This is a genomic window from Burkholderia sp. AU16741 (genome assembly GCF_002223345.1).
GTDB lineage: Bacteria > Pseudomonadota > Gammaproteobacteria > Burkholderiales > Burkholderiaceae > Burkholderia > Burkholderia sola.
In genome coordinates this window covers 1,390,245-1,414,775 of record NZ_NKEZ01000003.1, presented here as the reverse complement: position 1 = coordinate 1,414,775, position 24,531 = coordinate 1,390,245, and the positions used below count along the sequence as shown (strand labels likewise).

Below are 24,531 nucleotides of genomic sequence, written 5' to 3'. Positions count from 1 at the left end.
CTCGCATGTCCTAGCTTCAAGTCTCGGTGACCCAGTCTAAATGACCCGTTCAAGTTCGCAGAATGCCCAGCCGGGCACACCAAATCGCGAAGATTATAGCCCAAGCGATCGGCCCGCCGACGCTGCGTCGGGGGATTCCCTCGATGACGATCTGGCCGGCGACGCATTGCAGCCGCCCGTGGTGCCGTCCGCGGCGGGCGACGATGCGCCGCGCGTCGTCGAAGTGCCGCTGTCGCTCGCGGGCGAACGACTCGACAAGGCGCTCGCCCAACTGTTCCCCGAATTCTCGCGCAGCCGCCTGCAGAGCTGGATCGAGGCGCAGCGCGTGCTCGTCGACGGCGCGCCGGCGAAGATCCGCCAGCCGGTGCCGCTCGGCGCGAAGATCCAGCTCGTGCCCGATCTGCTGCCCGAGCAGCTCGCGTTCACGCCGGAGCCCGTGCCGCTCGACGTGATCTACGAGGACGACGCGCTCGTCGTCATCAACAAGCCGGCCGGCCTCGTCGTCCATCCGGCCGCCGGCAACTGGAGCGGCACGATCCTCAACGGTTTGCTGCATCGTTACGGCGACGCGGCGGCCGGCCTGCCGCGCGCAGGGATCGTCCACCGGCTCGACAAGGAAACCTCCGGCCTCATGGTCGTGGCGCGCACGCTGGCCGCGCAGACGGACCTCGTGCGCCAGCTGCAGGCCCGCACGGTGAAGCGCCGCTATTTCGCGCTGGTGTGGGGCACGATGCCCGAGGCGGGCACGATCGACGCGCCGATCGGCCGCGACCCGCGCGAGCGCACGCGCATGGCCGTCGTTACCGGCGCGTCGGGCAAGCCCGCGCGCACGCATTTCCGTACGGTTGACACATGCCTGTGGCAACGTCAGCCGGTGTCGGCGATTCAGTGCGATCTCGAAACCGGCCGCACGCACCAGATCCGCGTGCACTGCGCGCACGCCGGGCACCCGCTGCTTGGCGATCCCGTCTACGGGCGCGCGCGCGGCAAGCGCTCGGTCGCGCCGCTGCCGGACGGATTCGCGCGACAGGCGCTGCATGCGTGGCGGCTCGGCCTCGTGCATCCGGTCACGGGCAAGGCGATGCAGTGGCGCTGCCCGCTGCCGGACGACATGAACGCATTGGTCGCGGCGCTCGGTTTCGGGCAGGGCGACGAGGAATTCGACGACGACGACGGTGTCTACGACGATGACGATTTCGGCGACGAGTATCACGACGACGAGCCGTACCTGGACGATGAGGAGGAGTGAGTGCCGATGACGAACCTGGCGCCGTTGACGTGGCAGGACTGCGTGCAGCCCGACTGGCAGGTGTCGCCGCGCGTGCGCGCGCTGATCACGACGCGCGACGGCGGTGTGAGCGAAGGCCCGTACGGGCGTTGGCGGGACGGTGCCGCGCTGCCGGGCGGGATGAATCTCGGTTTGCATACCGGTGACGATCCCGATCATGTCGCCGTCAATCGCGCGCGCATGCTGGCGCTCGCCGGCCAGTCGAGCGCCGCGTGGCTCGAGCAGGTTCACGGTGCGCAGATCGTGCAGGCGGACGAGGTGATTGCCGCTGCGCCCGCTGCAACGGCGCCGGTGCGGGCCGACGCGAGCGTCACGAACCGGCCGGGCGCCGTCTGCGTGGTGATGGTGGCCGATTGCCTGCCCGTGCTGCTGTGCGATGCGCAGGGCCGTGCGGTCGGCGCCGCGCATGCGGGCTGGCGCGGGCTTGCGGCCGGCATCGTCGAGCAGACGGCGGCGCGCGTCGCGGCGCTGGCGGGCGGCGCGACGCGCGCGCTCCATGCGTATCTCGGGCCGGCGATCGGCCCGCAGGCGTTCGAGGTGGGCGCCGACGTGCGCGATGCGTTTCTCGACACGGCCCCGCAGTCGGAGCATGATGAAACCCGTCATGCGTTCGTCGCGATCGACGGCGCGCCCGGCAAGTTTCTCGCCGATCTCCATGCGCTCGCACGCTTGCGACTCGCGCGTGCCGGCGTGGCGCACGTGAGCGGCGGGGCCGCGTGCACGGTCGCCGACCGCGCGCGCTTCTATTCGTACCGGCGCGACCGTGTGACGGGCCGCATGGCCGCGGCAATCTGGCTGGCCGATTGACGGCATGCGCATGCGTGCGCGGTTTTGTTGCGCCGCGAAATCGGGTTATCTCGATATTGAGGCGGCAATGCGGCGCCGCATGCGCGACTGAATGAAAAATCCCGGAGTCAAGCCATACAAAATGTTTTATGTTTCGCCGGAACCCTTGTCCCGTCTGTTGCGCGCGGATTATCTCCGTGTAGAAATGTTCAGTGGTTTGATCGTGCGCTTCACATGGGGAAAACGATAATGATAAAAATACCGCACTGCGGCAGAATCTGGAGACGCCTCTCCAGAGCATGACGGCCCGGCTCGCAGCCGGCACGCCGCGCGCGAGCAGGATTTCACGATTGACGCTCACGAATCACCGGTAAGGCAGGTAATGACAGCATCGAAAAATTCGTCGACGTCCGCGCATGCGGGCACTTCCGCAGGCAGCGCCGGTTTCGATCCGGCCGCCCAGCCGATGCAGCAGATGTTCGAGTCGTGGTTGAACGCGTGGCGCGGTTTTGCCGATCCGGCGCGCGCCGCGACGGCATCGGCCTCCGTCAATCCGTTCGCGACATTCCAGTTCCCGACGTCGTTTCCGTTCCAGATGCCGTCGATGCCCGACTTCGGCGCGATGGCGTCGCCATTCGCGGGGCTGAAGCTGCCGGTGGCTGCGATTCCGCCCGAACGGCTCCAGGCATTGCAGGCCGACTACGCGCGCGATTGCATGACGCTGATGCAGCAGGCGGCCGCCGCGAAGCTCGAGTCACCGGAATTGAAAGACCGTCGCTTCAGCGGCGACGCGTGGAAGGCGTCGCCCGCGCATGCGTTCGCGGCCGCGTGGTATCTGCTCAACGCGCGTTACCTGCAGGAGCTGGCCGACGCGCTGCAGACCGATCCGAAGACGCGCGAGCGCATCCGCTTCACGGTCCAGCAATGGACGGCCGCCGCCGCGCCGAGCAACTTCCTCGCACTCAATCCCGACGCACAGAAATCGATCCTCGAAACGCAGGGCGAAAGCCTGCGGCAGGGGATGATGAACCTGCTCGGCGACCTGCAGCGCGGCAAGATTTCGCAGACCGACGAATCGCAGTTTGTGGTCGGCAAGAACCTCGGGTGTACCGAAGGCGCGGTCGTGTACGAGAACGACCTGATCCAGCTGATCCAGTACACGCCGAAGACGGACAAGGTGTTCGAGCGGCCGCTGCTGATCGTCCCGCCGTGCATCAACAAGTTCTACATCCTCGACCTGCAACCCGAGAATTCGCTCGTCGCGCATGCGCTGTCGAACGGCCATCAGGTGTTCCTCGTGTCGTGGCGCAACGCGGACGCATCGGTCGCGCACAAGACGTGGGACGACTACATGAACGAAGGGCTGCTCGCGGCGATCGACGCGGTGCAGCAGGTCAGCGGCCGCGAGCAGATCAACACGCTCGGCTTTTGCGTCGGCGGCACGATGCTCGCGACCGCGCTCGCGGTGCTCGCCGCGCGCGGTGAACATCCGGCCGCATCGATGACGCTGCTCACCGCGATGCTCGACTTCACCGATACGGGCATTCTCGACGTATTCGTCGACGAGGCGCACGTGCAGATGCGCGAGCAGACCATCGGCGGCAAGAACGGTACGCAACCGGGCCTGATGCGCGGCGTCGAGTTCGCGAATACGTTCTCGTTCCTGCGGCCGAACGATCTCGTGTGGAACTACGTCGTCGACAACTACCTGAAGGGCCGCACGCCCGCGCCGTTCGACCTGCTGTACTGGAACAGCGATTCGACGAGCCTGCCGGGCCCGATGTACGCGTGGTACCTGCGCCATACCTATCTCGAAAACAAGCTGCGCGAACCGGGTGCGCTGACCGTGTGCGGCGAATCGGTCGACCTGTCGCTGATCGACGTGCCGACCTTCATCTACGGTTCGCGCGAGGATCACATCGTGCCGTGGCAGACGGCCTACGCATCGACGTCGATCCTGTCGGGCCCGTTGAAGTTCGTGCTCGGCGCATCGGGGCACATCGCGGGCGTGATCAATCCGCCGGCGAAGAAGAAGCGCAGCTACTGGGTCAACGACGACCTGCCCGAATCCGCGGACGACTGGTTCGCCGCGGCGACCGAGCAGCCGGGAAGCTGGTGGACGACGTGGGTCGAGTGGCTGGACGCGTACGGCGGCCGCAAGGTCGCGCCGCCGGCCCAGGCGGGTTCCGCGCAATTCCCGGTGATCGAGCCGGCGCCCGGGCGCTACGTATTGCAGCGCGATTGACGAAAGCCGGACAGCGGCGCACGCTGTCCGGCGCACCGCAGTTTTTTTAACAGGGCCGGTAACGATGCGCCGTGTCGTGCGGGCCTGGAGGAAAGGGAAATGACGGATGTAGTGATCGTATCGGCCGCGCGGACCGCGGTCGGCAAATTCGGCGGCTCGCTCGCGAAGATCGCGGCGCCGGAACTGGGCGCGACAGTGATCCGCGCGGTGCTGGAGCGCTCGGGCGTGAAGCCCGAGCAGGTCAGCGAAGTGATCATGGGCCAGGTGCTGACGGCCGGCTCCGGACAGAACCCGGCGCGGCAGTCGCTGATCAAGGCAGGGCTGCCGAGCGCCGTGCCGGGCATGACGATCAACAAGGTGTGCGGCTCGGGCCTGAAGGCCGTGATGCTGGCGGCGAACGCGATCGTCGCGGGCGACGCGGAGATCGTGATCGCGGGCGGCCAGGAGAACATGAGCGCGGCGCCGCACGTGCTGCCGGGCTCGCGCGACGGGTTCCGGATGGGCGACGCGAAGCTGGTCGACACGATGATCGTCGACGGGCTGTGGGACGTGTACAACCAGTACCACATGGGCATCACGGCAGAGAACGTCGCGAAGGAATACGGGATCACGCGCGAAGAGCAGGACGCGTTCGCGGCGCTGTCGCAGAACAAGGCGGAAGCCGCGCAGAAGGCCGGGCGTTTCGATGACGAGATCGTGCCGGTGTCGATCCCGCAACGCAAGGGCGAACCGCTGCAGTTCGCGACCGACGAGTTCGTGCGTCACGGCGTGACGGCGGAGTCGCTGGCCGGGCTGAAGCCGGCGTTCGCGAAGGACGGCTCGGTGACGGCGGCGAACGCGTCGGGGCTGAACGACGGCGCGGCGGCGGTGCTGGTGATGTCGGCGCAGAAGGCGGCGGCGCTGGGCCTGACGCCGCTGGCGCGGATCAAGGCGTACGCGAACGCGGGCGTGGATCCGAGCGTGATGGGCATGGGCCCGGTGCCGGCGTCGCGCCGTGCGCTGGAGCGCGCGGGCTGGACGCCGGGCGACCTGGATCTGATGGAGATCAACGAGGCGTTCGCGGCGCAGGCGCTGGCGGTGCACAAGCAGATGGGCTGGGACACGTCGAAGGTGAACGTGAACGGCGGGGCGATCGCGATCGGCCATCCGATCGGCGCGTCGGGCTGCCGGATCCTGGTGACGCTGCTGCACGAGATGGCCAAGCGCGATGCGAAGCGCGGGCTGGCGTCGCTGTGCATCGGCGGCGGGATGGGCGTCGCGCTCGCGGTCGAGCGTCCGTAACCGGCCCTCCGTAACCGGCCGTTCGCCACTGGCGAACCGGATCCGTGCGCCGGCCGATTGCGGCTTCGGCCGGCGTCACGTGAAGTCAGAGGGGGCTTCAGGCAGCTCTCGAAACCAAAAAATGGAGTGAGATTTATGTCTCAGCGAATTGCGTACGTAACGGGCGGGATGGGCGGCATCGGCACCAGCATCTGCCAGCGCCTGTCGAAAGACGGCTTCAAGGTGGTTGCAGGTTGTGGCCCGAACTCGCCGCGCCGGGTGAAATGGCTCGAGGACCAGAAGGCGCTCGGCTACGACTTCATCGCGTCGGAAGGCAACGTCGGCGACTGGGACTCGACCAAGGAAGCGTTCGACAAGGTCAAGGCCGAAGTCGGCGAGATCGACGTGCTGGTCAACAACGCGGGCATCACGCGCGACGTCGTGTTCCGCAAGATGACGCATGAAGACTGGACGGCCGTGATCGACACCAACCTGACGAGCCTGTTCAACGTGACGAAGCAGGTGATCGACGGCATGGTCGAACGTGGCTGGGGCCGCATCATCAACATTTCGTCGGTGAACGGCCAGAAGGGGCAATTCGGCCAGACGAACTATTCGACCGCGAAGGCCGGCATTCACGGCTTCACGATGTCGCTCGCGCAGGAAGTCGCGACGAAGGGCGTGACGGTCAACACCGTGTCGCCGGGCTACATCGGTACCGACATGGTGAAGGCGATCCGTCCGGACGTGCTCGAGAAGATCGTCGCGACGATCCCGGTGCGGCGTCTCGGCGGGCCGGAGGAAATCGGTTCGATCGTCGCCTGGCTCGCGTCGAACGATTCCGGTTTCGCGACGGGCGCCGACTTCTCGCTGAACGGCGGCCTGCACATGGGCTGAGCGTCCGGGCTGCGCGGGCCGGATGGCCGCGCAGCCGGGCGTTTCCGAAGGCCCCCGCCTCCCGGATTCGGGCGGCGGGGATTCGTCACTTGCGCTACGCTGCACTCAAAGGCGTTACATGACTACTACAAAGAAGACGGCCGAACGGCTCATCAAGAAGTACCCGAACCGCCGGCTCTACGATACCGAGACAAGCACGTACATTACGCTGACCGACGTGAAGCAGCTCGTGCTCGAGCAGGAGGACTTCAAGGTCGTCGATGCGAAATCCAACGAAGACCTGACGCGCAGCATCCTCCTGCAGATCATTCTCGAAGAGGAAAGCGGTGGCGTGCCGATGTTCTCGTCGTCGATGCTGTCGCAGATCATCCGTTTCTACGGTCATGCGATGCAGGGCATGATGGGCACGTACCTGGAAAAGAACATCCAGGCATTCATCGACATCCAGAACAAGCTCGCGGATCAATCGAAGAACCTCTACGAAGGTAACGCGATGAACCCGGAAGTCTGGTCGCAGTTCATGAACATGCAGGCCCCGATGATGCAGGGGATGATGACGAGCTACATCGAGCAGTCGAAGAACATGTTCGTGCAGATGCAGGAGCAGATGCAGAACCAGGCGAAGTCGATGTTCAGCACGTTCCCGTTCAAGCAGCCGGGATCGTCGGAGCCGGAGAAGAAGTAAGCGGCGATCCGGTGTGGACGCGCAAAGTGTCGCACCGGCATCGCGTGGGACGTCCCGTGCGGGACGGCAACCGGCCGCGTCGCGGAACGATTGTCCGCACGGTGGCATTGCCCGCGCGTACATGGGCGTTGTCGTGCCGTCGCACATCGGTGCAGATTAAAACGCACAAGGCCGACCGGCAAAGCCCGGTCGGCCGAACATCAGATAAATCGCCGATTGTAAAAAAAGCCGATGGCCGGATTTTCGGCCGGCTTATCGAACCGCGAAGCGGCCTGCCGCCGATCCATTCGCGCAATTATTTCCGTAAATAAACAGATTTCTATTTTCGGAAAATGCCGAGTAGATGATCGGGAACACTTCCTTGGCGCTGAACGAGTAAATGCCATCGTTGATGGATACGAGGAGATTGCCGCTCGTATCGGTTTCGATCTTGTCGATCTTGCCTGCCTTGCAAAGCGATTCCGCAGACGCATACGAGGAGGCGGCAAGCATCATGACGGAAGCGAGGGTGGCCGCAAGTTTTCTCATGGTCTTTCCTTGATGAATGAGTGGATTGCTGGGGTTGTGATGCGGGTCATGCACGGTTCAGTATTGGCTGGCCGAATGGGCGCCGATGTCTGAGTGACGTGAAATATATCGGAGGTTGATCGGGTTTTGGATGAGGGTGGCGGATTTGGAAATGGTTTTTATTGATTGTTGAGTGTTATAAATTATTCTGATGAATTGTATTGTGCGGTCAGGCGAAGATCGGGGGGGGCTGAGAATAAATAAATTTATCGATTATTTTTATTTATTTCTCTATTTTTTATTTGCTTGGCCGGATTTTTTGAGTAATGGCATCCGGTATTGAGGCTGGCAGCCGATGCTGCAAAGGGGCATATTCACGGGCGATGCGCGCGGCGGACACGTTTCGTATGCGATTTGTCAGTATCGCGCGGTGAGTGCGGTCGATAGCGATAGTCATGCGTCTGCGCCGACAACCGGCCGGCCGCAACTCCATACGGAGTTCGGCCTGATCGCCGATGGCGACGAGGCGGTCTGGTTCAACCGGTGCCTGACGATGTATCCGAAGTGAACATCGGATCGAGTACGGGCCTGCTTCGGTGGACTTCTTGCGATTTCGTCACGGAATTGGAGGCGTCACGCCGGATCGAATCCGTTTTCGCCATCCGGCGGCGGCAGATCGAGAACGAGCTTGACCGCGCTGTAGTTGGCCTTGAGCGAAAACACGCGGCCGATCACGAGAAACGTCTGCCGGGAATTTTCGAGCTCGACGAAGTCGCCGGGTTGCGGCACGTGGGCACCCTGGTCGTAGGAAAAGCTGGTGCTGGTTTGCTCACCGATGGCTTCTGCCGCGTGTTCGGTGAATTCGATCGTGATGTGGGTGGTCATGCGAGCCCCGTTGAGTGGAGGGAAGAGAGCGATGGCTTCGATTTTCGCATAGCGGCGCCGCGAATCCGTGCCGATTTTTGTGCGATACGCTTGACCGCAACTTCACTCTCCGGGGGGGGGCGTGTGCGCTGAACGATGCGGCGGGATGCACCGGAAGGCGTCATTCACGGGTGCTCACTTTGACGAAGCAGGCACCCGTCGCCCAGCCTCTCGGGTTTCTATTTACAGCGCCAACGTGGTAATTGTCGGATCCCATTCGTAGTAGCTGTGAAGGCTTTGCGTCTCCCCGTCTGCGTCGAGCTTGTATAGTGCGAATTCGATATTCCACGCGCCTTGATTGTTGGAGCGGCGGTAAGGGTCGTCGCACAGCAGGTATTGATGATTCCGATCTGGACAGGGGCGGTTTTGACCATGGACGTTCTGCCCTGCGCCTCTTCAATCACTTTTTCCGCATTAATCACCGCGAGCAAGGTGATTTCCCGAATGCCGGCGTCAATGTTGGGTTGCTTGTACATTTCGTTTCCTCGAGTGAATTGCTACCGCGGGTCGAAGGGGGCGCGCGATTTGTCTGCAAGGCCGGTGACTGTCGTGGAGCGTTGGCCGAAAAACCGTGATTGACTCAATTTGATTCGCGACCTTCGGGTTCACGGCATGACGTATGCAATCTCGCACACGAAAAACATAACTTCCCCCGCGCGGCACATCCATTACACTCGATTACATGTCCACGTCATTTGAATTCCGTATGATCGGCTGAAGCGGCAAAGCCCGATATTGGGCTTGCACTTGCCAGCACGGCGGGAACCGGTGCGGTTTTCACAGAGGGTATTGGGGTCCGGTGGCTTGAGTGCGATTACCCATTGCACGGGCTTGCGTTCGGTCGTCACGGCATGCGGCATAGAGGCTGTCCCGCGCACGGCCGGGCGGGGGGCGAAGGCGCCGGTTCCCGCAACCGCAGGCCTGTCATTCATTTTGGCTCGCCGCCCCTAAATGGCTGTAAACTCACGCTTTTGCTGCCACGCCCCACATTCCAGATGTCCCAGTCCCCCAAAGTAGGGTTCGTATCCCTCGGGTGCCCGAAGGCGCTCGTCGATTCCGAACAAATCATCACGCAACTGCGCGCCGAAGGTTATGAAATCTCCGGCAGCTACGACGGCGCCGACCTCGTCGTCGTGAATACCTGCGGCTTCATCGACGAAGCCGTGCAGGAAAGCCTCGACGCGATCGGCGAAGCGCTGACCGAAAACGGCAAGGTGATCGTCACCGGCTGCCTCGGCGCGAAGTCGAGCGCGAGCGGCTCGAACCTGATCGAGGAAGTCCATCCGAAAGTGCTCGCCGTCACCGGCCCGCACGCGGTGGGCGAAGTGATGCAGGCCGTGCATTCGCACCTGCCGAAGCCGCACGACCCGTTCGTCGACCTCGTGCCCGCGGCCGGCATCAAGCTCACGCCGCGCCACTACGCATACCTGAAGATCTCCGAAGGCTGCAACCACCGTTGCACGTTCTGCATCATCCCGTCGATGCGCGGTGATCTGGTATCGCGCCCGGTCGCCGAAGTGATGCTGGAAGCCGAGAACCTGTTCAAGTCGGGCGTGAAGGAACTGCTCGTGATCTCGCAGGACACGAGCGCATACGGCGTCGACGTGAAGTACCGCACGGGCTTCTGGAACGGCAAGCCGATCAAGACGCGCATGACCGACCTGGTCGCCGCGCTCGGCGAACTCGCCGCGCAGTACGGCGCGTGGGTGCGCCTGCACTACGTGTATCCGTATCCGAGCGTCGACGAAGTGATTCCGCTGATGGCCGAAGGCCCGTTCAAGGGCCACGTGCTGCCGTATCTCGACGTGCCGTTCCAGCACGCGCACCCGGAAGTGCTGAAGCGCATGAAGCGGCCGGCGAACGCCGAGAAGGTGCTCGAGCGCGTGCAGAAGTGGCGCGAGATCTGCCCGGACCTGACGATCCGCAGCACGTTCATCGCGGGTTTCCCCGGCGAGACGGAGGAACAGTTCGAAACGCTGCTCGACTTCATCCGCGAGGCGGAACTCGATCGCGTCGGCTGTTTCGCGTATTCGCCGGTCGAGGGCGCGACCGCGAACGACCTGGACGGCGCGCTGCCGGACGAGGTTCGCGAGGAACGTCGCGCGCGCTTCATGGAAGTGGCGGAGGAAGTGTCGGCGAACCGCATGCAGCGCAAGGTCGGCAAGACGCTCAAGGTGCTGATCGACGAAGTCGGCGCGGAAGGCGGCATCGGCCGTACGGCAGCCGATGCGCCGGAGATCGACGGCGTCGTCTACGTCGAGCCGGCGGCGAAGGCATCGAAGCGCTACAAGGTCGGCGATTTCGTGTCCGTGAAGATCACGGGCGCCGACGGCCACGATCTGTGGGGCGAGGTATAAGCGATGGCCGCTGGATTCCCGGAGATCCTCGCGCTCGGCGAGGCGATGATCGAATTCAACCAGTCACAGCCGGGACGGCCTGAATACCTGCAGGGCTTCGGCGGCGACACGTCGAACTTCTGCATCGCGGCGGCGCGCCAGGGCGCGTCGACGGGCTTCGTGTCGGCGATCGGCGACGATCCGTTCGGCCGTCTGCTGGCCGACATGTGGGCGTCGGAGCAGGTAGACGCGACGTACGTGCGGATCGACCGCTCGGCGCCGACCGGCGTGTATTTCGTCACGCACGGCGCCGATGGCCATCAGTTCGACTATCTGCGCGCGGGGTCGGCGGCGAGCCGCTACGCGACGGCCGACTTGCCGCTCGACGCGCTCGCGGCCGCGCGGGCCGTGCACCTGTCGGGCATCAGTCTGGCGATCAGCACGGCCGCGTGCGACGCGGCGTTCGCGGCGATCGACCATGCGCGTCGCAACGGCGCGAAGGTCAGCTTCGACACGAACCTGCGGCTGAAGCTGTGGCCGCTGCCGCGTGCCCGTGCGGTGATGCGCGAGGCGCTGCGGCAGACGGACATCTGCCTGCCGAGCTGGGACGACGTCACGGCGCTCACCGGCGCGAACGATCGCGACGCGATCGTCGACGCGATGCTCGAACACGGGCCGCAGGTCGTCGCGTTGAAGCTCGGCAAGGACGGCGCGTATGTCGCGACGCCGCACGAACGGCGCGTCGTGCCGGGCTTCGCGGTCGAGGCCGTCGACGCCACTGGCGCGGGCGACTGCTTCGGCGGCGCGTTCGTCGCGCGGATCGTCGCGGGCGACGATCCGTTCGCGGCCGCGCGTTATGCGAACGCGGCGGCGGCGCTGTCGACGACCGGTTACGGTGCGGTCGCGCCGATTCCGCGTCGCGATGCGGTGGAACGCCTGATGCAGGGCTGACGCGAAACGCGCAAGCCCCGCGCATCCGCGGCGCAGGCTTGCGCGGTCATGCAGGAACCGGGTCCGGCCCGGCACGGTCCGCGATGGTCGGGCGAATCTGAAGCAAGGAGCAACACACGGTGGGTCGATATTCGGAATGGCAACGGGCGCTCGTCGTCGCGGGCGCGCTGGTGGCAAGCATCGCGATGCCGACGGGGGTCGCCGCGCAGGCGGTCGCGCCGGGCGTGCAGCAGGGCGAACCGGCGCCGGCGCGGCCGCTGAAGCCGAATCCGGAGTTTGCCCGCCTGCCGCGCTACGAAGGCACGCTCGGCGATCGGCCGATCGTCGTGCACCTCGGCCCGAAGACCGACGAGGAAGGCGTGCACGGCGAATACCAGTTCGCCGACACGGGCGAAGTCGTGCTGCTCGCGGGCGACCGCGACGGCGATACGCTCGAGATCGAGGAGTCGAACGACGGCACGAACATCACCGGCGTGTGGATCGGCCGCTTCGACGCGACGGGCGACCTGAAGGCCGACCGGATGAATTCGGACGAATCGGACCCGCAGCCGGTCGTGCTGCGTCTGGCGCCGGGCAAGCGCGCGGCGCTGCAGGTGCGCGACGGCCGCGTGCAGGAAATCGAGACGGTGGGCGGCGTCGTCAACCTGCGTACCGACGACTGAGCGCGTGCTGGCTCGGTGCGCGCGGCGCGCATTGTACCGGGCCAAGCGCGCCGATTTTGGCTACTCTAACGACATATTCCGCAACCGAACGGCCGCGTGCCCGGCCCCCCAGTCATGACTGCATCCACTCCCAAGCGCGCGCTGCAAACCCGCATCGTTCAACCCGACGACGTCATTCCGGAAGGCTTCCGTTCGTTCGTGCCGCCGGTCGCGCGCGCGTCGACGGTCGTGTTCCCCGATCTCGCGACGATGCGCGCGCTGGTCTGGCACGACGACAATCAGTGGCGCTACGGGCTGCACGCGACGCCCACGTCGCTCGCGCTCGCGCAGCGGCTCGCCGAGATCGAAGGCGGCACGCACGCGCTGCTTCAGCCGTCGGGCCTCGCGGCGATCATGAACGTCTACTTCGGGATCGTGAAAGCGGGCGACGACGTACTGGTTCCGCATAACGTGTACGGCCCGAACGCCGATTTCGGCCACTGGCTCGCGAACGATTTCGGCATCACCGTGCGCTTCTACGATCCGCTGATCGGCGCCGGCATCGCCGAGCTGATCCAGCCGAACACGCGGCTGGTCTGGCTCGAGGCGCCGGGCTCGGTGACGATGGAGGTGCCCGACGTGCAGGCGATCACGGCGGCCGCGAAGGCGCGCGGCATCGTCACCGCGATCGACAACACCTTCTCGGCGGGGCTCGCGTTCAAGCCGTTCGCTCACGGCGTCGACATTTCGGTGCAGGCGCTGACCAAGTACCAGTCTGGCGGCAGCGACGTGCTGATGGGCGCGACGATCACCGCGAACGCGGAACTGCACGCAAAGCTGAAGCTCGCGCGGATGCGCTGCGGGATCGGCGTGTCGGCCGACGATTGCTCGCTCGTGCTGCGCAGCCTGCCGAGCATGCAGGTGCGCTTCGATGCGCATAGCAAGAGCGCGCTTGCGCTCGCGCGATGGCTGAAGGGGCGGCCGGAGATCGCGACGGTGCTGCACCCGCAGATCGCCGACTGCCCGGGGCACGCGTCGTTCATGCGCGATTTCACGGGCGCGGGCGGGTTGTTCTCGGTGGTGTTCGACGCACGCTACAGCGCGGAGCAGATCGACCGTTTCGTCGAGTTGCTCGAGCTGTTCGCGATCGGCTGGAGTTGGGGCGGCGCGTGCAGCCTCGCGATGCCTTACGACGTCGCGTCGATGCGTCCGGACTGGCCGCATCGCGGCACGCTGGTGCGTTTCTACGTGGGTCTCGAGGACGAAGCGGACTTGCGCGCGGACATCGAGCGGGCGATGCAGGCCACGCTCGGCTGATCGCACGCCGGCAACGTCCGGCACAAAAACGAAACGCCGGCGCGATGCGATATCGCGCCGGCGTTTTCATTGACGGTGCCGGGGGATCAGAACAGGCGCAACAGCCCGTCGAGGCCGACATGGTCGAATGCGACGGTGGCCGCATCGCGCACGACGGGCTTCGCGTGGAACGCGACCGACAGCCCGGCTTCCGCCATCATCTTCAGGTCGTTCGAGCCGTCGCCCATCGCGATCGCGCGGCTCGGCTCGAGGCCGAGCGACGCGCAGGTATCGCGCAGCAGGCGCGCCTTCACGTCGGCGTTGACGATCTCGCCCAGCACCTTGCCGGTAAGCTTGCCGTCGACGATCTCCAGCGTGTTCGCATGCGCGTAGTCGAGGCCGAGGCGGGCTTTCAGCCGCTCGGTGAAGAACGTGAAGCCGCCCGACACCAGCAGCGTCTTCATGCCGGCGGCCTTCACGCCGGCCAGCATCGTTTCGGCGCCCGGCGACAGTTGCAGCCGTTCTTCGTACACGCGCTCGAGCGCGTGCGCGTCGAGCCCGGCCAGCAGCGCGACGCGGCGCGTGAGGCTTTCGTTGAAATCGCGGATCTCGCCGCGCATCGCCGCTTCGGTGATCTCCGCGACCTGCGTTTTCAGCCCGCAGAAATCGGCGATCTCGTCGATGCATTCGATCGTGATCAGCGTCGAATCCATGTCCATCACCGCGAGCCCGAAATCGCCGAGCGTGCGGCCGGCCTCGACGAAGCCGAAGTCGAGCGCGTGCGTGCCGCAGTACGCATCGATGTCGAGGCGTTGCGCCGGGCTCGCGTTTTCGATGCGCAGCGCGTGATCGTCGGTCTGCACGACGCGGGTGCCGCGCGACAGCGCGAGCAGCGGTTTGTGATGGGCGTCCGACAGCGGCGCAAGACTCTGGATGACGAGATTGTGGGTCATGACGAGTGGTTGGTAAGCGAATGAATGACGTGCGCGGCCCACGGGCGGCCGCCTGCGCGCGCGGGCCCCGTGCGGCGGCGGGCCAGTGCGTCGCGAACGCGCCATTGTAGCCGGTTGGCCGCGCGTGGCGGCCGGCGCGGGCGCGAAACCGTGCGCGGGATGGCGGTGGTCACCCGTTTGCGCGATCCCAGTACGGCGGATCGCCGAAATGCTCGGCCAGGAACGCGATGAACGCGAGCGTTTTCAGCGGCACGTGCGCGCGGCTCGGATAGACGGCCCAGATCGCGACGTCGTCCGCGAACGGGTAGTCGTCGAGCACGGTGACGAGCGCGCCGCTCGCGAGCAGCGGGCCGACGTCCCAGGTCGACTTGATCGCGATCCCGAAGCCGTCGACGAGCGCTTCGCGGATCGCCTCGCCGTTGCTCGCGACGAGCCGGCCGCCGACCCGCACCGTGAGCGCGCCTTGCGGCGTCGCGAACGACCAGTCGCGCTGGTCGCCGAGGATCACGCATTCGTGCTGCGTCAGGTCGGCCGGATGGCGCGGCGTGCCGTGTTCGGCGAGATAGGCGGGCGAGCAGCACAGCACGCGCCGGTTGGTGGCGAGCTTGCGGGCGACGAGCGTCGAATCCTTCAGCGCGCCGAGACGGACCGCGACGTCGTAGCCGTCGTCGACCAGATCGACGATCTCGTCGGACAGCCGCAGATCGAGCGACACGGACGGGTAGCGGCGCAGGAACGCCGGAATCACCGGCGCGACGTGCTGGCGTCCGAACGACGACGACATCGACACCTTCAGCCGCCCGTACGGCTCGTTGCGACCGCGACCGACTGACGCACGCGCCGCGTCGGCGGCCGCGAGCAGCGCGTCCGCGCGTGCCATGAAGATTTCGCCGTCCTGCGTAAGGCTGATGCGGCGCGTGGTGCGGTGCAGCAACCGCGCGCCGAGCTGGCGTTCGAGCTGGGCGATGCGCGCGCTCGCGACCGCGGCCGACACGCCGAATTCGCGCGCGGCCGCGCTGACGTTCGCGAGCAGCGCCGCGCGCACGAACAGCGCGACGTCGAGCAGGTCGAGCGGCTTGTCGGGCGCGGGAATCGGACCAGCCTCGGGATCGGACGTCATTATTCTGAAATTCCTGAAAATGTTTCAGGAAATATAGCGGTTTTCTCGAATGATCGGGTTGCCTACGATGGCACGCATGGAGGTTGCGCCGCAGCCTGCCGGATCCCCCTGAAAGGAGTATCGAGATGAAAGCCGTTGGATTGACCCGTTATTTGCCGATCGACGACCCGCAAGCGTTGCTCGACGTGGAACTGCCGCAGCCGGTGCCGGGCCCGCGCGACCTGCTCGTGAAAGTCGAGGCGATTTCCGTGAACCCGGTCGACACCAAGGTGCGTGCGCCGAAGCCACAGGTCGAGGAGACGTCGCGCGTGCTCGGCTGGGATGCGGCCGGCACGGTCGTCGCGGTCGGCGCCGACGTCACGCTGTTCCGGCCCGGCGACGAAGTGTTCTACGCGGGCAGCATCACGCGGCCCGGCGCGAACAGCGAATTCCACGCGGTCGACGAGCGAATCGCCGCGCTGAAGCCGCGCACGCTCGACTTCGCGGCGGCGGCCGCGCTGCCGCTCACCGCGTTGACCGCGTGGGAAGCGCTGTTCGATCGGTTGCGCGTGTCGCCGCAGGGCGCGGACGCCGGCAAGTCGGTGCTGATCATCGGCGGCGCGGGCGGCGTGGGCTCGATCGCGATCCAGCTCGCGAAGACGCTCGGCAAGCTGCACGTGATCGCGACCGCGTCGCGGCCGGCATCGGCCGAATGGGTGCGCACGCTGGGCGCGGATGCGGTGGTCGACCATTTCGGCGACCTGCCGGCGCAGTTGCGCGAGGCCGGCCATCCGAGCGTCGACTACGTGCTGATCTTCAACGATACCGACCATCATTTCCCGGCCGCCGCGGAAGTCATCCGGCCGCAGGGCGGTATCTGCACGATCGTCGAGAACGCGAAGCCGGTGCCGGTCGAATTGCTGAAGGCGAAGAGCGCCGCGTTTCACTGGGAATTCATGTTCACGCGCGCGATGTTCGAGACGCCGGACATGATCGAGCAGCACAAGATCCTCGGCGAAGTCGCGCGGCTGATCGACGCCGGCACGCTGCGCACGACGCTCGGCGAACAGCTCGGCACGATCAATGCCGAGAACCTGCGGCGCGCGCATCGAATGCTCGAGGGCGGCCGTGCGATCGGCAAGCTCGTGCTGAGCGGCTTCTGAGCCGGCAACGCGCGTCGATAAGGTGACGGCGCCGCGAACGCAAGCGGGGTAACACCCGATGCGTTTGCGGCGCATTGCATCCTGCTTGGCGGTAGACTGGCAACGCATCATGCATCTAAAACCGCGCGGCACGCGCGTGCCGTCGCTTGACAAGGAGGTCAGCATGAGCCAACGCAGCTTGTCGGTCGCCGCATCGTGGTCGGTCGTGTTCGCGGCGGCGTGCGTCAGCGCGAGCGTATTCGCGGCGCCGCCGGTCAAGGGCAGCCTGAAGGGCGGCGGGACGGGACAGCTCGAATACACCGTCAAGGTCGACTCGAAGACCTTCGGCAATACGCAGGAGACCCGCAAGATCCGCTCGGGCGAGACGGACGATTTCAACTGGAAGTCGGTACCGCCGAGCGGTGCGGTCGCGATGCCGGACGGTTGCCCGAACGCCGACAACCTGCCGCGCGACGCGAACGGCGCGATGGTGCGGCAGACCCAGGTGCGGCTCGCGCCGTCGGTCGACGCGAAGGGTATCGCGAACGTGCAGTTGAGCTTCCAGGCGGCCGCGCCGAAGGGCACGCGCAGCGTGACGGCCGGCGGCAAGTCGCTGCAGTGTCCGGACGTCGTGTCGGTGAGCCAGGTGAAGTGGGTGTCGATTCCGACCAACGGCGGGTCGAAGGCCGTGACGATGAGCGAAGGCACCAAGGTGACGGTGTCGATCAAGCATTGAGCGGCGCGCGCGGGCCGGCGTTTCGTCCGGTGCGCGCGCAACCGGTTCGGTGGGCGGCCGGGCAGGGCCGCACGCGAGCGCGTCGTGCGGCGCCGCCGTTGCAATGCGCTTGCGCCACCCGTTTCGCGGCATGGTGCGCCGACCGTGCAGAGGCGATGCGTGACGTCTGCGGATGTCACGTTATGCTCGCCCGCATCCTTTCCTTTCCGTCACGACATTCCGCGCTTGGCCCGCAGCGGCGGCTACGTCGGCGCGCAGGCCTATGTGACGACGCCGCGCGCGGTGCGGCTCGTCGCATCGGTCGACGGCTCGCGCCCGACGCGGATATCGCGGCCGCCCTTCGACAGGCAATCGGCAAGCGACGCCGCGCGCATTGATCGCGCCGGTTGCCCGATGTGCCGCCGCCGCGCGTCAGTGCGCGCGCTCTTCGAGCCGCGACGCGAGAAAGCGGTGATCGGCGGAGAACAGCCGGCGATAGGTCATCAGCACCGCGCCGACGGTGCCCAGCGCCGAGGCCGCCGCGATCAGGAACATGATCACGATCTGGTAGCGCACGGCCTGCAGCGGCGACTGGCCGGCCAGCACCTGGCCCGTCATCATCCCCGGCAGGCTCACGACGCCGACCACCGCCATCTGGTTCAGCGTCGGCAGCATGCCCGCCCGCACGGCCTGGCGCGCGGCGTCCTGCGCGGCTTCCCAGCGCGTCGCGCCCAGTGCGAGCGCGGTCTCGACGCGATCGCGGCGCGCCGTGAGTTCTTCCATCATCCGCTCGACGCCGAGCGACACGCCCGTCAGCGTATTGCCGAGAATCATCCCGAGAATCGGGATCGCGTATTGCGGCGCGAACCACGGATGGATGCGGATCACGACGAACAGCCCGACCGCCGCGACGAACCAGCTGCTGAACCAGATCGACGCGATGCTGTCGATGCGCTGGCCGCGGTACGTGCGCTTGCCGCGCCCCGCGCCGGCGAAACCGGCGATCAGCGTCATCAGCGCGGTGAGCGGCAGCACGACGTACCAGTGCGGATGGCCGAACACCCAGCCGAGCACGTAGCCGATCGCGAGCAACTGCACGACGGTGCGCACCGCCGCGAGCGCGAGCTTGCGGCCGAGGCCGAGCGACAGCGCCGCCGAGATCGCGCCGTTGACGGCGACGAGCGCGGCGGCGATGCCGACGTCGACGAGGCTCAGATCCTGCAGGGCCGGGCTCATTGCGCCTCCGTCGGGTTGGCCGCATGCAGGACGCCGGCCTGCATCACGAGCCGCATCGTGCCGATTCGCGCGGCCTGGGCCGGATCGTGCGAGATCCACATGTAGGCGCGGGCATCGGGCGCCGCGTCGAACCATGCCTCGACGAGCGCTTCGATCGCGCGCGCCGATTCGGGATCGAGCGCGGAGGTCGGCTCGTCGAGCAGCAGCACGTCGGGATCGAGCTGCAGCACGCGTAGCAGCGCGGTGATCTGCGCTTCGCCGCCGGACAGGTCGCTCGCGCGCTTGTCGAGAAAATCGGCGCCGCGGCCGGCCTGCGCGGCGAGCGCTTCGGCGCGGGCGCGATCGAACGCGACGTCGCGATAGATCGCGAGCGAGTACGGGTAGCGCAACTGCGATTCGACGGTGCCGTCCATCTGCGCGGGGCGCTGGCGGACATAGGCGATGCTGCGCCGATAGCGCGGAATCGCGCTGCGCCGGATCCGGCGGCCGCGCCACAGGACGTGACCGCCGTCGAGCGGATCGAGCAGCGCGAGCGCGCGCAGCAGCACGCTCTTGCCCGATCCGGATGGTCCGGTGATAGCAATTCGCGATCCCGCGGCGAGGCTGAAATCGGTCGGGGCGAGCAGCGTCTTGCCGCTGCTGGCGTCGCGCCGCGTGATGTGCTGTGCGTCGATGAGGCCGGTGGGAGAGGTCATGGCAAAAGTGAAAAAAAGCGTTAATGGCGCCGAAAGGCCGCCATGTCGTGCGCCATAATACCGAGTGAAAAGCCGCAGTTGTCGTGCGCCGTTCGTCCACGCTAGCGGCCCGGCATGGTGCGGCAACGCTTCAGAACAACAACGGAACCGCCATGACGCTAACCCGAGCCATCGGCAAATCGGCTGCATGGATCGTCGGTATCGTCGCGGTGCTCATCGCGGCGGCCGGCATCTTTATTGTCACGTTCGACTGGAACCGCGCGAAACCGTGGGTCAACGAACAGGTGAGTACCGCGCTCGGTCGCCCGTTTGCGATCAACGGCGATCTCAAGGTCGGCTGGCGTCGCCCCGATGGCGAGACCGGCTGGCGTGCATGGGTGCCCTGGCCGAGCTTCTCGGCCACGCAACTCGAGATCGGCAATCCCGACTGGGCACAGGCGCCCAAGTTCGTCACGCTCGATGCCGCGCACTTCGATCTCGCAATCCTGCCGCTGTTTGCGCATGAGATCGTCATCCCGTCGATCGACGTCGTCAATCCCGCCGTGGATCTCGAACGGCGCGCGGACGGCAGCAATACGTGGACCTTCCAGTTCAAGCAATCGTCGCAGCCTTCGCGGTGGAAGGTGCGGCTCGACAGCTTCGGGTTCGCGAAAGGCACCGTCACGTATCGCGACGCAATCACGAAGGCCGACCTGACCGTCGCGATCGATACGCTTGGCCAGCCGATTCCGCTCGGCGACGTGCTGAAGGAACAGGAGCAGACGTCGCGTGCGGCGTCGGCGCAGCGCGTGGGCAAGCACGGCGCCGCGCAACTGGGCGCGAAGGCCGATGCGCAAGCCGCGTCGGGGGCGAGTGCGGCTGCGGCCTCGGGGGGGGCGGCTGCGAGCGTCGTTGCTTCGGCGGCTTCCGGTTCGTCGGGTGCATCCGCTTCGTCCGCGTCTTCCGCGTCGGCGGCCTCCACCGCGTCCGGCGCGAGCGGAGCCGCGGCGCCCGCGAAGCCGTCCGGGCCGACCTATGCATTCGGACTCAAGTTCGACGGTCGCTACAAGAACGTGCCGATCAGCGGCACCGGCAAGGTCGGCGGCGTGCTCGCGATCCAGGACACGACGCGGCCGTTCCCGCTGCAGGCCGACGTGAAGGCCAGCGATACGCGGCTCGCGATCGTCGGCACGCTGACCGACCCGACGCATCTCGCGGCGCTCGACCTGCGGCTGTGGCTGCAGGGCACGTCGATGTCGCACCTTTACCAGCTCACCGGCATCACGCTGCCCGATACGCCGCCTTACGCGACCGAAGGGCGCTTGATCGGCAACCTCAAGCCGAACGCGAGCACGTTCCGCTACGAGAACTTCAACGGCCGGGTGGGCGGCAGCGATCTCGGCGGCACGCTCACGTGGGCGCAGCGCGAGCCGCGTCCGAAGCTGTCGGGCGAACTCGTGTCGAACCTGCTGCAGTTCTCCGACCTCGCGCCGGTGATCGGCGCCGATTCGGCCGCGAGCAAGAAGAAGCGTGGCGACACGACGCGCCAGCCGCCCGACCGCGTGCTGCCGGTCGCGGCGTTCCGCACCGAACGGTGGAGCGCGATCGATGCGGACGTGAAGTTCACCGGCCGCAAGCTGATCAAGAGCCCGCAGTTGCCGATCACCGACCTGTACACGCATATCCTGCTGCAGGACGGCGTGCTGACGCTCGAGCCGCTGCAGTTCGGCGTGGCGGGCGGCACGCTCGCGACGAACGCGCGTCTCGACGGCAGCCGCACGCCGCTCAAGGGGCGCTTCACGTTGAGCGCACGCCACCTGAAGCTCAAGCAACTGTTCCCGACGCAAAAGGTGATGCAAACGGCGCTCGGCGAGATCAACGGCGACGCGTCGCTGTCGGCGACCGGCAATTCGCCGGCCGCGCTCGCCGGGACGTCGACCGGCGAGGTGAAGGCGCTGATCACCAACGGCCGCATCAGCCGCTTGCTGATGGAGGCGGCGGGGTTGAACGTCGCGAACGTCGTCTACGAGAAGCTGTTCGGCAACCGCGACGTCAACATCAACTGCGCGGCGATCGACTTTGTGGCGAACGACGGCATGCTCGACCCGAAGGTGTTCGCGCTCGATACCGACGATGCGCTGATCAACGTCGACGGCCCGATCAACCTGCGCGACGAATCGCTGGACCTGAAGATCCATCCGCACACGAAGGGCTTCCGGATCTTCTCGCTGCGCTCGCCGTTGTATGCGAAGGGCACGTTCAAGAACCCGAAGGTCGGCGTCGATGCGGGCGCGCTCGCGCTGCGCGCCGGCGCGATGGTCGGGCTCGGGCTGGTCAACCCGTTCGCGGCGCTGATCCCGCTGATCGCGCCGAGCAACAACCGCGACGTGCCGTGCTCGGAACTGTTCGGGCAGATGAAGGCGCCGGCGGCGCAGAAGGCGGCCAAGAAAGCCGGCAAGTGACGCGCAGCCGCGAGAGCGGCATGCGCTGCCGGGCGGGCTTGGCGTCGTTGCCGCGCCTGGCCGGGCGTCGGCCGCGCTGTGCTCAGCGGCGGGCGCGCGCCCAGACGATCACCGGTTCGACCTCCCGGCCGGCGATCCGCACCGGTCCGGCGGTGCCGAGCTGCAGCCGGTCGCCGTCCAGGCTGACGACACGCTGCTGGACGTTGCCGATCCAGTTCGGATACAGGCTGACGTCCATTTCATGGGTCAACGTGCCGTCGTCGTCGACGTTGAAGGGGCCTGAATACGCGATGTAGCCGTGCGCCGCGGCCGCGCGCTCCTCGATGCTGCCGCCCTGCAGGTCGCCGTCCGCGTAGGGCGGGCGGCCGGCCGCCATCAGCTGCGCGGACATGTAGCCGTCGGGCGTGTAGAGAATCCAGCCGCGCGCGTCGCGGCCGAGCGGATAGGTGACGGTACTCCCGTCGCGCGGGCGGATTTCGTACGACACGAGGCGCCATGCGCCGACGAGTTGTTCGCGAAGCTGGCTGGCGAGCATGCGGCGTTCCGGTGAGACGGCGGTGAGACGCGTGCCGTCATGTTGACGGGCCGCCCGGCGGCGGGTGCGAGAGCCGCGAATGGGCCGCCGGGCCGGGGCGGTCGGCAGTTTCTCCGACACCTGCTAAAATACACGGTTTTCCGTCGATTTCTCTCTTAACGGGACCTGCCGTGCTTTCTACTGCCAACATCACGATGCAATTCGGGCCGAAGCCCTTGTTCGAGAATATCTCGGTCAAATTCGGCGAGGGCAACCGCTACGGTCTGATCGGCGCGAACGGCTGTGGCAAGTCGACCTTCATGAAGATCCTCGGCGGCGACCTCGAGCCGAGCGCCGGCAACGTCGCGCTGGAGCCGAACGTCCGCCTGGGCAAGCTGCGCCAGGACCAGTTCGCGTACGAAGACGTGCGCGTGCTCGACGTCGTGATGATGGGCCACACCGAGATGTGGGCCGCGATGACCGAGCGTGACGCGATCTACGCGAACCCGGAAGCGACCGACGACGACTACATGCACGCGGCCGAACTCGAAGGCAAGTTCGCCGAATACGGCGGCTACGACGCCGAAGCGCGCGCGGGTGCGCTGCTGCTCGGCATCGGCATCGAGGAGAAGTTCCACAACGGCACGATGGCCGACGTCGCGCCGGGCTGGAAGCTGCGCGTGCTGCTCGCCCAAGCGCTGTTCTCGAAGCCGGACGTGCTGCTGCTCGACGAACCGACCAACAACCTCGACATCAACTCGATCCGTTGGCTCGAGCACACGCTCAACGAGTACAACTCGACGATGATCATCATCTCGCACGATCGTCACTTCCTGAACTCGGTGTGCACGCACATGGCCGACATGGACTTCGGCACGCTGAAGGTCTGGCCGGGCAACTACGACGACTACATGCTCGCATCGGCACAGGCGCGCGAGCGCCAGGCCGCGGCGAACGCACGGGCGAAGGAGCGCGTGGCCGAACTGCAGGACTTCGTGCGCCGCTTCTCGGCGAACAAGTCGAAGGCGCGTCAGGCCACCAGCCGCGCGAAGCAGATCGACAAGATCAAGATCGAGGAATTCAAGCCGTCGTCGCGCCAGAACCCGTTCATCCGCTTCGAGTTCGAGAAGAAGCTGCACAACGTCGCGGTGGTCGCCGAAGAGATCACGAAGAAGTACGAGCGCACGATCTTCCAGAACTTCAACCTGTCGGTGCAGCCGGGCGAGCGCATCGCGATCATCGGCGAGAACGGCGCGGGCAAGACGACGCTGCTGCGTTCGCTGCTCGGCGCGCTGCCGCTCGATCACGGCACGGTGAAGTGGTCCGAGAACGCGAATGTCGGCTACATGCCGCAGGACACGTACGAGGAATTCCCGAACGACATCACGCTGATGGACTGGATCGACCAGTACCGCAAGGACGGCGACGACGAAACGATGGTGCGCGGCACGCTGGGCCGCCTGCTGTTCTCGTCGGACGACATCAAGAAGTCGGTGAAGGTGCTGTCGGGCGGCGAGAAGGGCCGCATGATCTGGGGCAAGCTGATGCTGGGCCGCCACAACGTGCTGCTGATGGACGAGCCGACCAACCACATGGACATGGAATCGATCGAGTCGCTGCAGATCGCGCTCGAGCAGTTCGAAGGCACGCTGATCTTCGTGTCGCACGACCGCGAGTTCGTGAGCGGGCTGGCGAACCGGATCATCGAAGTGAAGACGGACGGCACGCTGTTCGACTTCGGCGGGAATTACGAGGAGTTCCTGACGAGTCAGGGGCAGGAGTAAGTGTCCTCAGGTTTCCTCCGGCCGTGAGTCGAGCTTAGGCATCGCCGCACGGAGCGAACCGCCGGAAGCGCTACAGGCCCGCATCGACAGCCATGTCGCTGCGGGCTTTTTCATGTCGCCGCGGCAAAACCGTCCG

At 66.3% G+C, this 24,531-nt stretch carries 23 protein-coding genes; 15 read left to right on the top strand and 8 right to left on the bottom strand.

Features of this window, described 5'->3' with window-relative positions:
* The first annotated feature begins 40 nt into the window (after nt 1-40).
* The 6 genes from CFB89_RS08980 to phaR all read left to right on the top strand — a co-directional run bounded on the left by CFB89_RS08980 (nt 41) and on the right by phaR (nt 7,161).
* Nucleotides 41-1,249: an RluA family pseudouridine synthase gene (locus CFB89_RS08980; protein WP_089467561.1), complete on the top strand. Its 1,209-nt coding sequence runs from the start codon at nt 41-43 to the stop codon at nt 1,247-1,249.
* A gap of 6 nt (nt 1,250-1,255) precedes the next feature.
* Complete coding sequence (pgeF, locus tag CFB89_RS08975) at nt 1,256-2,095, top strand: peptidoglycan editing factor PgeF (protein WP_089467968.1); 840 nt, start codon at nt 1,256-1,258, stop codon at nt 2,093-2,095.
* 361 nt (nt 2,096-2,456) lie between these two features.
* Nucleotides 2,457-4,319 carry a class I poly(R)-hydroxyalkanoic acid synthase gene (gene phaC / locus CFB89_RS08970; RefSeq protein ID WP_089467560.1) on the top strand — a complete coding sequence of 621 codons (1,863 nt, stop codon included), beginning with the start codon at nt 2,457-2,459 and terminating at the stop codon, nt 4,317-4,319.
* 99 nt (nt 4,320-4,418) lie between these two features.
* Nucleotides 4,419-5,600, top strand: coding sequence for an acetyl-CoA C-acetyltransferase (locus CFB89_RS08965; protein ID WP_089467559.1), 1,182 nt, complete (start codon nt 4,419-4,421; stop codon nt 5,598-5,600).
* Between the two features lie 135 nt (nt 5,601-5,735).
* Nucleotides 5,736-6,476: a 3-ketoacyl-ACP reductase gene (locus tag CFB89_RS08960; RefSeq protein WP_006491801.1), complete on the top strand. Its 741-nt coding sequence runs from the start codon at nt 5,736-5,738 to the stop codon at nt 6,474-6,476.
* 118 nt (nt 6,477-6,594) lie between these two features.
* A complete protein-coding gene (gene phaR / locus CFB89_RS08955) occupies nt 6,595-7,161 on the top strand; it encodes a polyhydroxyalkanoate synthesis repressor PhaR (RefSeq protein ID WP_089467558.1) in 567 nt (188 codons plus the stop codon).
* 252 nt (nt 7,162-7,413) lie between these two features.
* On the opposite strand, the gene CFB89_RS08950 is transcribed toward phaR, so the two are convergent.
* A complete protein-coding gene (locus tag CFB89_RS08950; RefSeq protein WP_089467557.1) occupies nt 7,414-7,689 on the bottom strand; it encodes a hypothetical protein in 276 nt (91 codons plus the stop codon).
* 334 nt (nt 7,690-8,023) lie between these two features.
* On the opposite strand from CFB89_RS08950, the gene CFB89_RS08945 reads away from it, so the two are divergent.
* On the top strand, nt 8,024-8,236 hold the full coding sequence (locus CFB89_RS08945; protein ID WP_089467556.1) for a hypothetical protein: 213 nt from the start codon (nt 8,024-8,026) through the stop codon (nt 8,234-8,236).
* A gap of 65 nt (nt 8,237-8,301) precedes the next feature.
* Here the strand turns inward: CFB89_RS08945 and CFB89_RS08940 are convergent, their stop codons facing one another.
* Together CFB89_RS08940 and CFB89_RS35745 are read right to left on the bottom strand one after the other, a co-directional pair.
* Nucleotides 8,302-8,553 carry a hypothetical protein gene (locus CFB89_RS08940; RefSeq protein WP_089467555.1) on the bottom strand — a complete coding sequence of 84 codons (252 nt, stop codon included), beginning with the start codon at nt 8,551-8,553 and terminating at the stop codon, nt 8,302-8,304.
* A gap of 222 nt (nt 8,554-8,775) precedes the next feature.
* Nucleotides 8,776-8,874 (bottom strand): AidA/PixA family protein, encoded by a 99-nt coding sequence (locus CFB89_RS35745; protein WP_367620045.1) that lies wholly within the window; start codon nt 8,872-8,874, stop codon nt 8,776-8,778.
* 713 nt (nt 8,875-9,587) lie between these two features.
* Between CFB89_RS35745 and rimO the strand changes: the two genes are divergently transcribed.
* From rimO to CFB89_RS08920, 4 genes are all read left to right on the top strand, one after another.
* Nucleotides 9,588-10,949, top strand: coding sequence for a 30S ribosomal protein S12 methylthiotransferase RimO (gene rimO, locus CFB89_RS08935; protein WP_089467554.1), 1,362 nt, complete (start codon nt 9,588-9,590; stop codon nt 10,947-10,949).
* Between the two features lie 3 nt (nt 10,950-10,952).
* Nucleotides 10,953-11,879 (top strand): sugar kinase, encoded by a 927-nt coding sequence (locus CFB89_RS08930; RefSeq protein ID WP_089467553.1) that lies wholly within the window; start codon nt 10,953-10,955, stop codon nt 11,877-11,879.
* A 119-nt stretch (nt 11,880-11,998) separates the two neighbouring features.
* The gene (locus CFB89_RS08925; protein WP_089467552.1) at nt 11,999-12,541 is read left to right on the top strand and encodes a hypothetical protein; all 543 of its coding nucleotides are present in this window, start codon (nt 11,999-12,001) and stop codon (nt 12,539-12,541) included.
* A gap of 114 nt (nt 12,542-12,655) precedes the next feature.
* Nucleotides 12,656-13,837: a cystathionine beta-lyase gene (locus tag CFB89_RS08920; protein ID WP_089467551.1), complete on the top strand. Its 1,182-nt coding sequence runs from the start codon at nt 12,656-12,658 to the stop codon at nt 13,835-13,837.
* Nucleotides 13,838-13,923: 86 nt separating this feature from the next.
* On the opposite strand, the gene serB is transcribed toward CFB89_RS08920, so the two are convergent.
* Together serB and CFB89_RS08910 are read right to left on the bottom strand one after the other, a co-directional pair.
* Entirely contained in the window at nt 13,924-14,769 is an 846-nt protein-coding gene (gene serB, locus CFB89_RS08915) for a phosphoserine phosphatase SerB (protein WP_089467550.1), read from the bottom strand.
* Between the two features lie 169 nt (nt 14,770-14,938).
* Nucleotides 14,939-15,889: a LysR family transcriptional regulator gene (locus CFB89_RS08910; RefSeq protein WP_089467549.1), complete on the bottom strand. Its 951-nt coding sequence runs from the start codon at nt 15,887-15,889 to the stop codon at nt 14,939-14,941.
* A gap of 125 nt (nt 15,890-16,014) precedes the next feature.
* Here CFB89_RS08910 and CFB89_RS08905 point away from each other — a divergent pair, with 125 nt between their 5' ends.
* The gene (locus tag CFB89_RS08905) at nt 16,015-17,031 is read left to right on the top strand and encodes a zinc-binding alcohol dehydrogenase family protein (protein WP_089467548.1); all 1,017 of its coding nucleotides are present in this window, start codon (nt 16,015-16,017) and stop codon (nt 17,029-17,031) included.
* 163 nt (nt 17,032-17,194) lie between these two features.
* Nucleotides 17,195-17,746, top strand: a complete 552-nt coding sequence (locus CFB89_RS08900) for a DUF6013 family protein (RefSeq protein ID WP_089467967.1) — start codon at nt 17,195-17,197, stop codon at nt 17,744-17,746.
* A 411-nt stretch (nt 17,747-18,157) separates the two neighbouring features.
* On the opposite strand, the gene fetB is transcribed toward CFB89_RS08900, so the two are convergent.
* Nucleotides 18,158-18,961, bottom strand: coding sequence for an iron export ABC transporter permease subunit FetB (fetB, locus tag CFB89_RS08895; RefSeq protein ID WP_089467547.1), 804 nt, complete (start codon nt 18,959-18,961; stop codon nt 18,158-18,160).
* The gene (locus tag CFB89_RS08890) at nt 18,958-19,656 is read right to left on the bottom strand and encodes an ATP-binding cassette domain-containing protein (protein ID WP_089467546.1); all 699 of its coding nucleotides are present in this window, start codon (nt 19,654-19,656) and stop codon (nt 18,958-18,960) included. The genes fetB and CFB89_RS08890 overlap by 4 nt, the downstream gene beginning before the upstream one ends.
* 152 nt (nt 19,657-19,808) lie before the next feature.
* Between CFB89_RS08890 and CFB89_RS08885 the strand changes: the two genes are divergently transcribed.
* Entirely contained in the window at nt 19,809-22,097 is a 2,289-nt protein-coding gene (locus tag CFB89_RS08885) for an AsmA family protein (RefSeq protein ID WP_089467545.1), read from the top strand.
* An 82-nt stretch (nt 22,098-22,179) separates the two neighbouring features.
* Here CFB89_RS08885 and CFB89_RS08880 read toward each other — a convergent pair whose 3' ends face one another.
* Nucleotides 22,180-22,632 (bottom strand): lipocalin-like domain-containing protein, encoded by a 453-nt coding sequence (locus CFB89_RS08880; RefSeq protein WP_089467544.1) that lies wholly within the window; start codon nt 22,630-22,632, stop codon nt 22,180-22,182.
* Between the two features lie 170 nt (nt 22,633-22,802).
* Here CFB89_RS08880 and CFB89_RS08875 point away from each other — a divergent pair, with 170 nt between their 5' ends.
* Complete coding sequence (locus CFB89_RS08875; protein WP_006485248.1) at nt 22,803-24,395, top strand: ABC-F family ATPase; 1,593 nt, start codon at nt 22,803-22,805, stop codon at nt 24,393-24,395.
* Nucleotides 24,396-24,531: the final 136 nt, after the last annotated feature.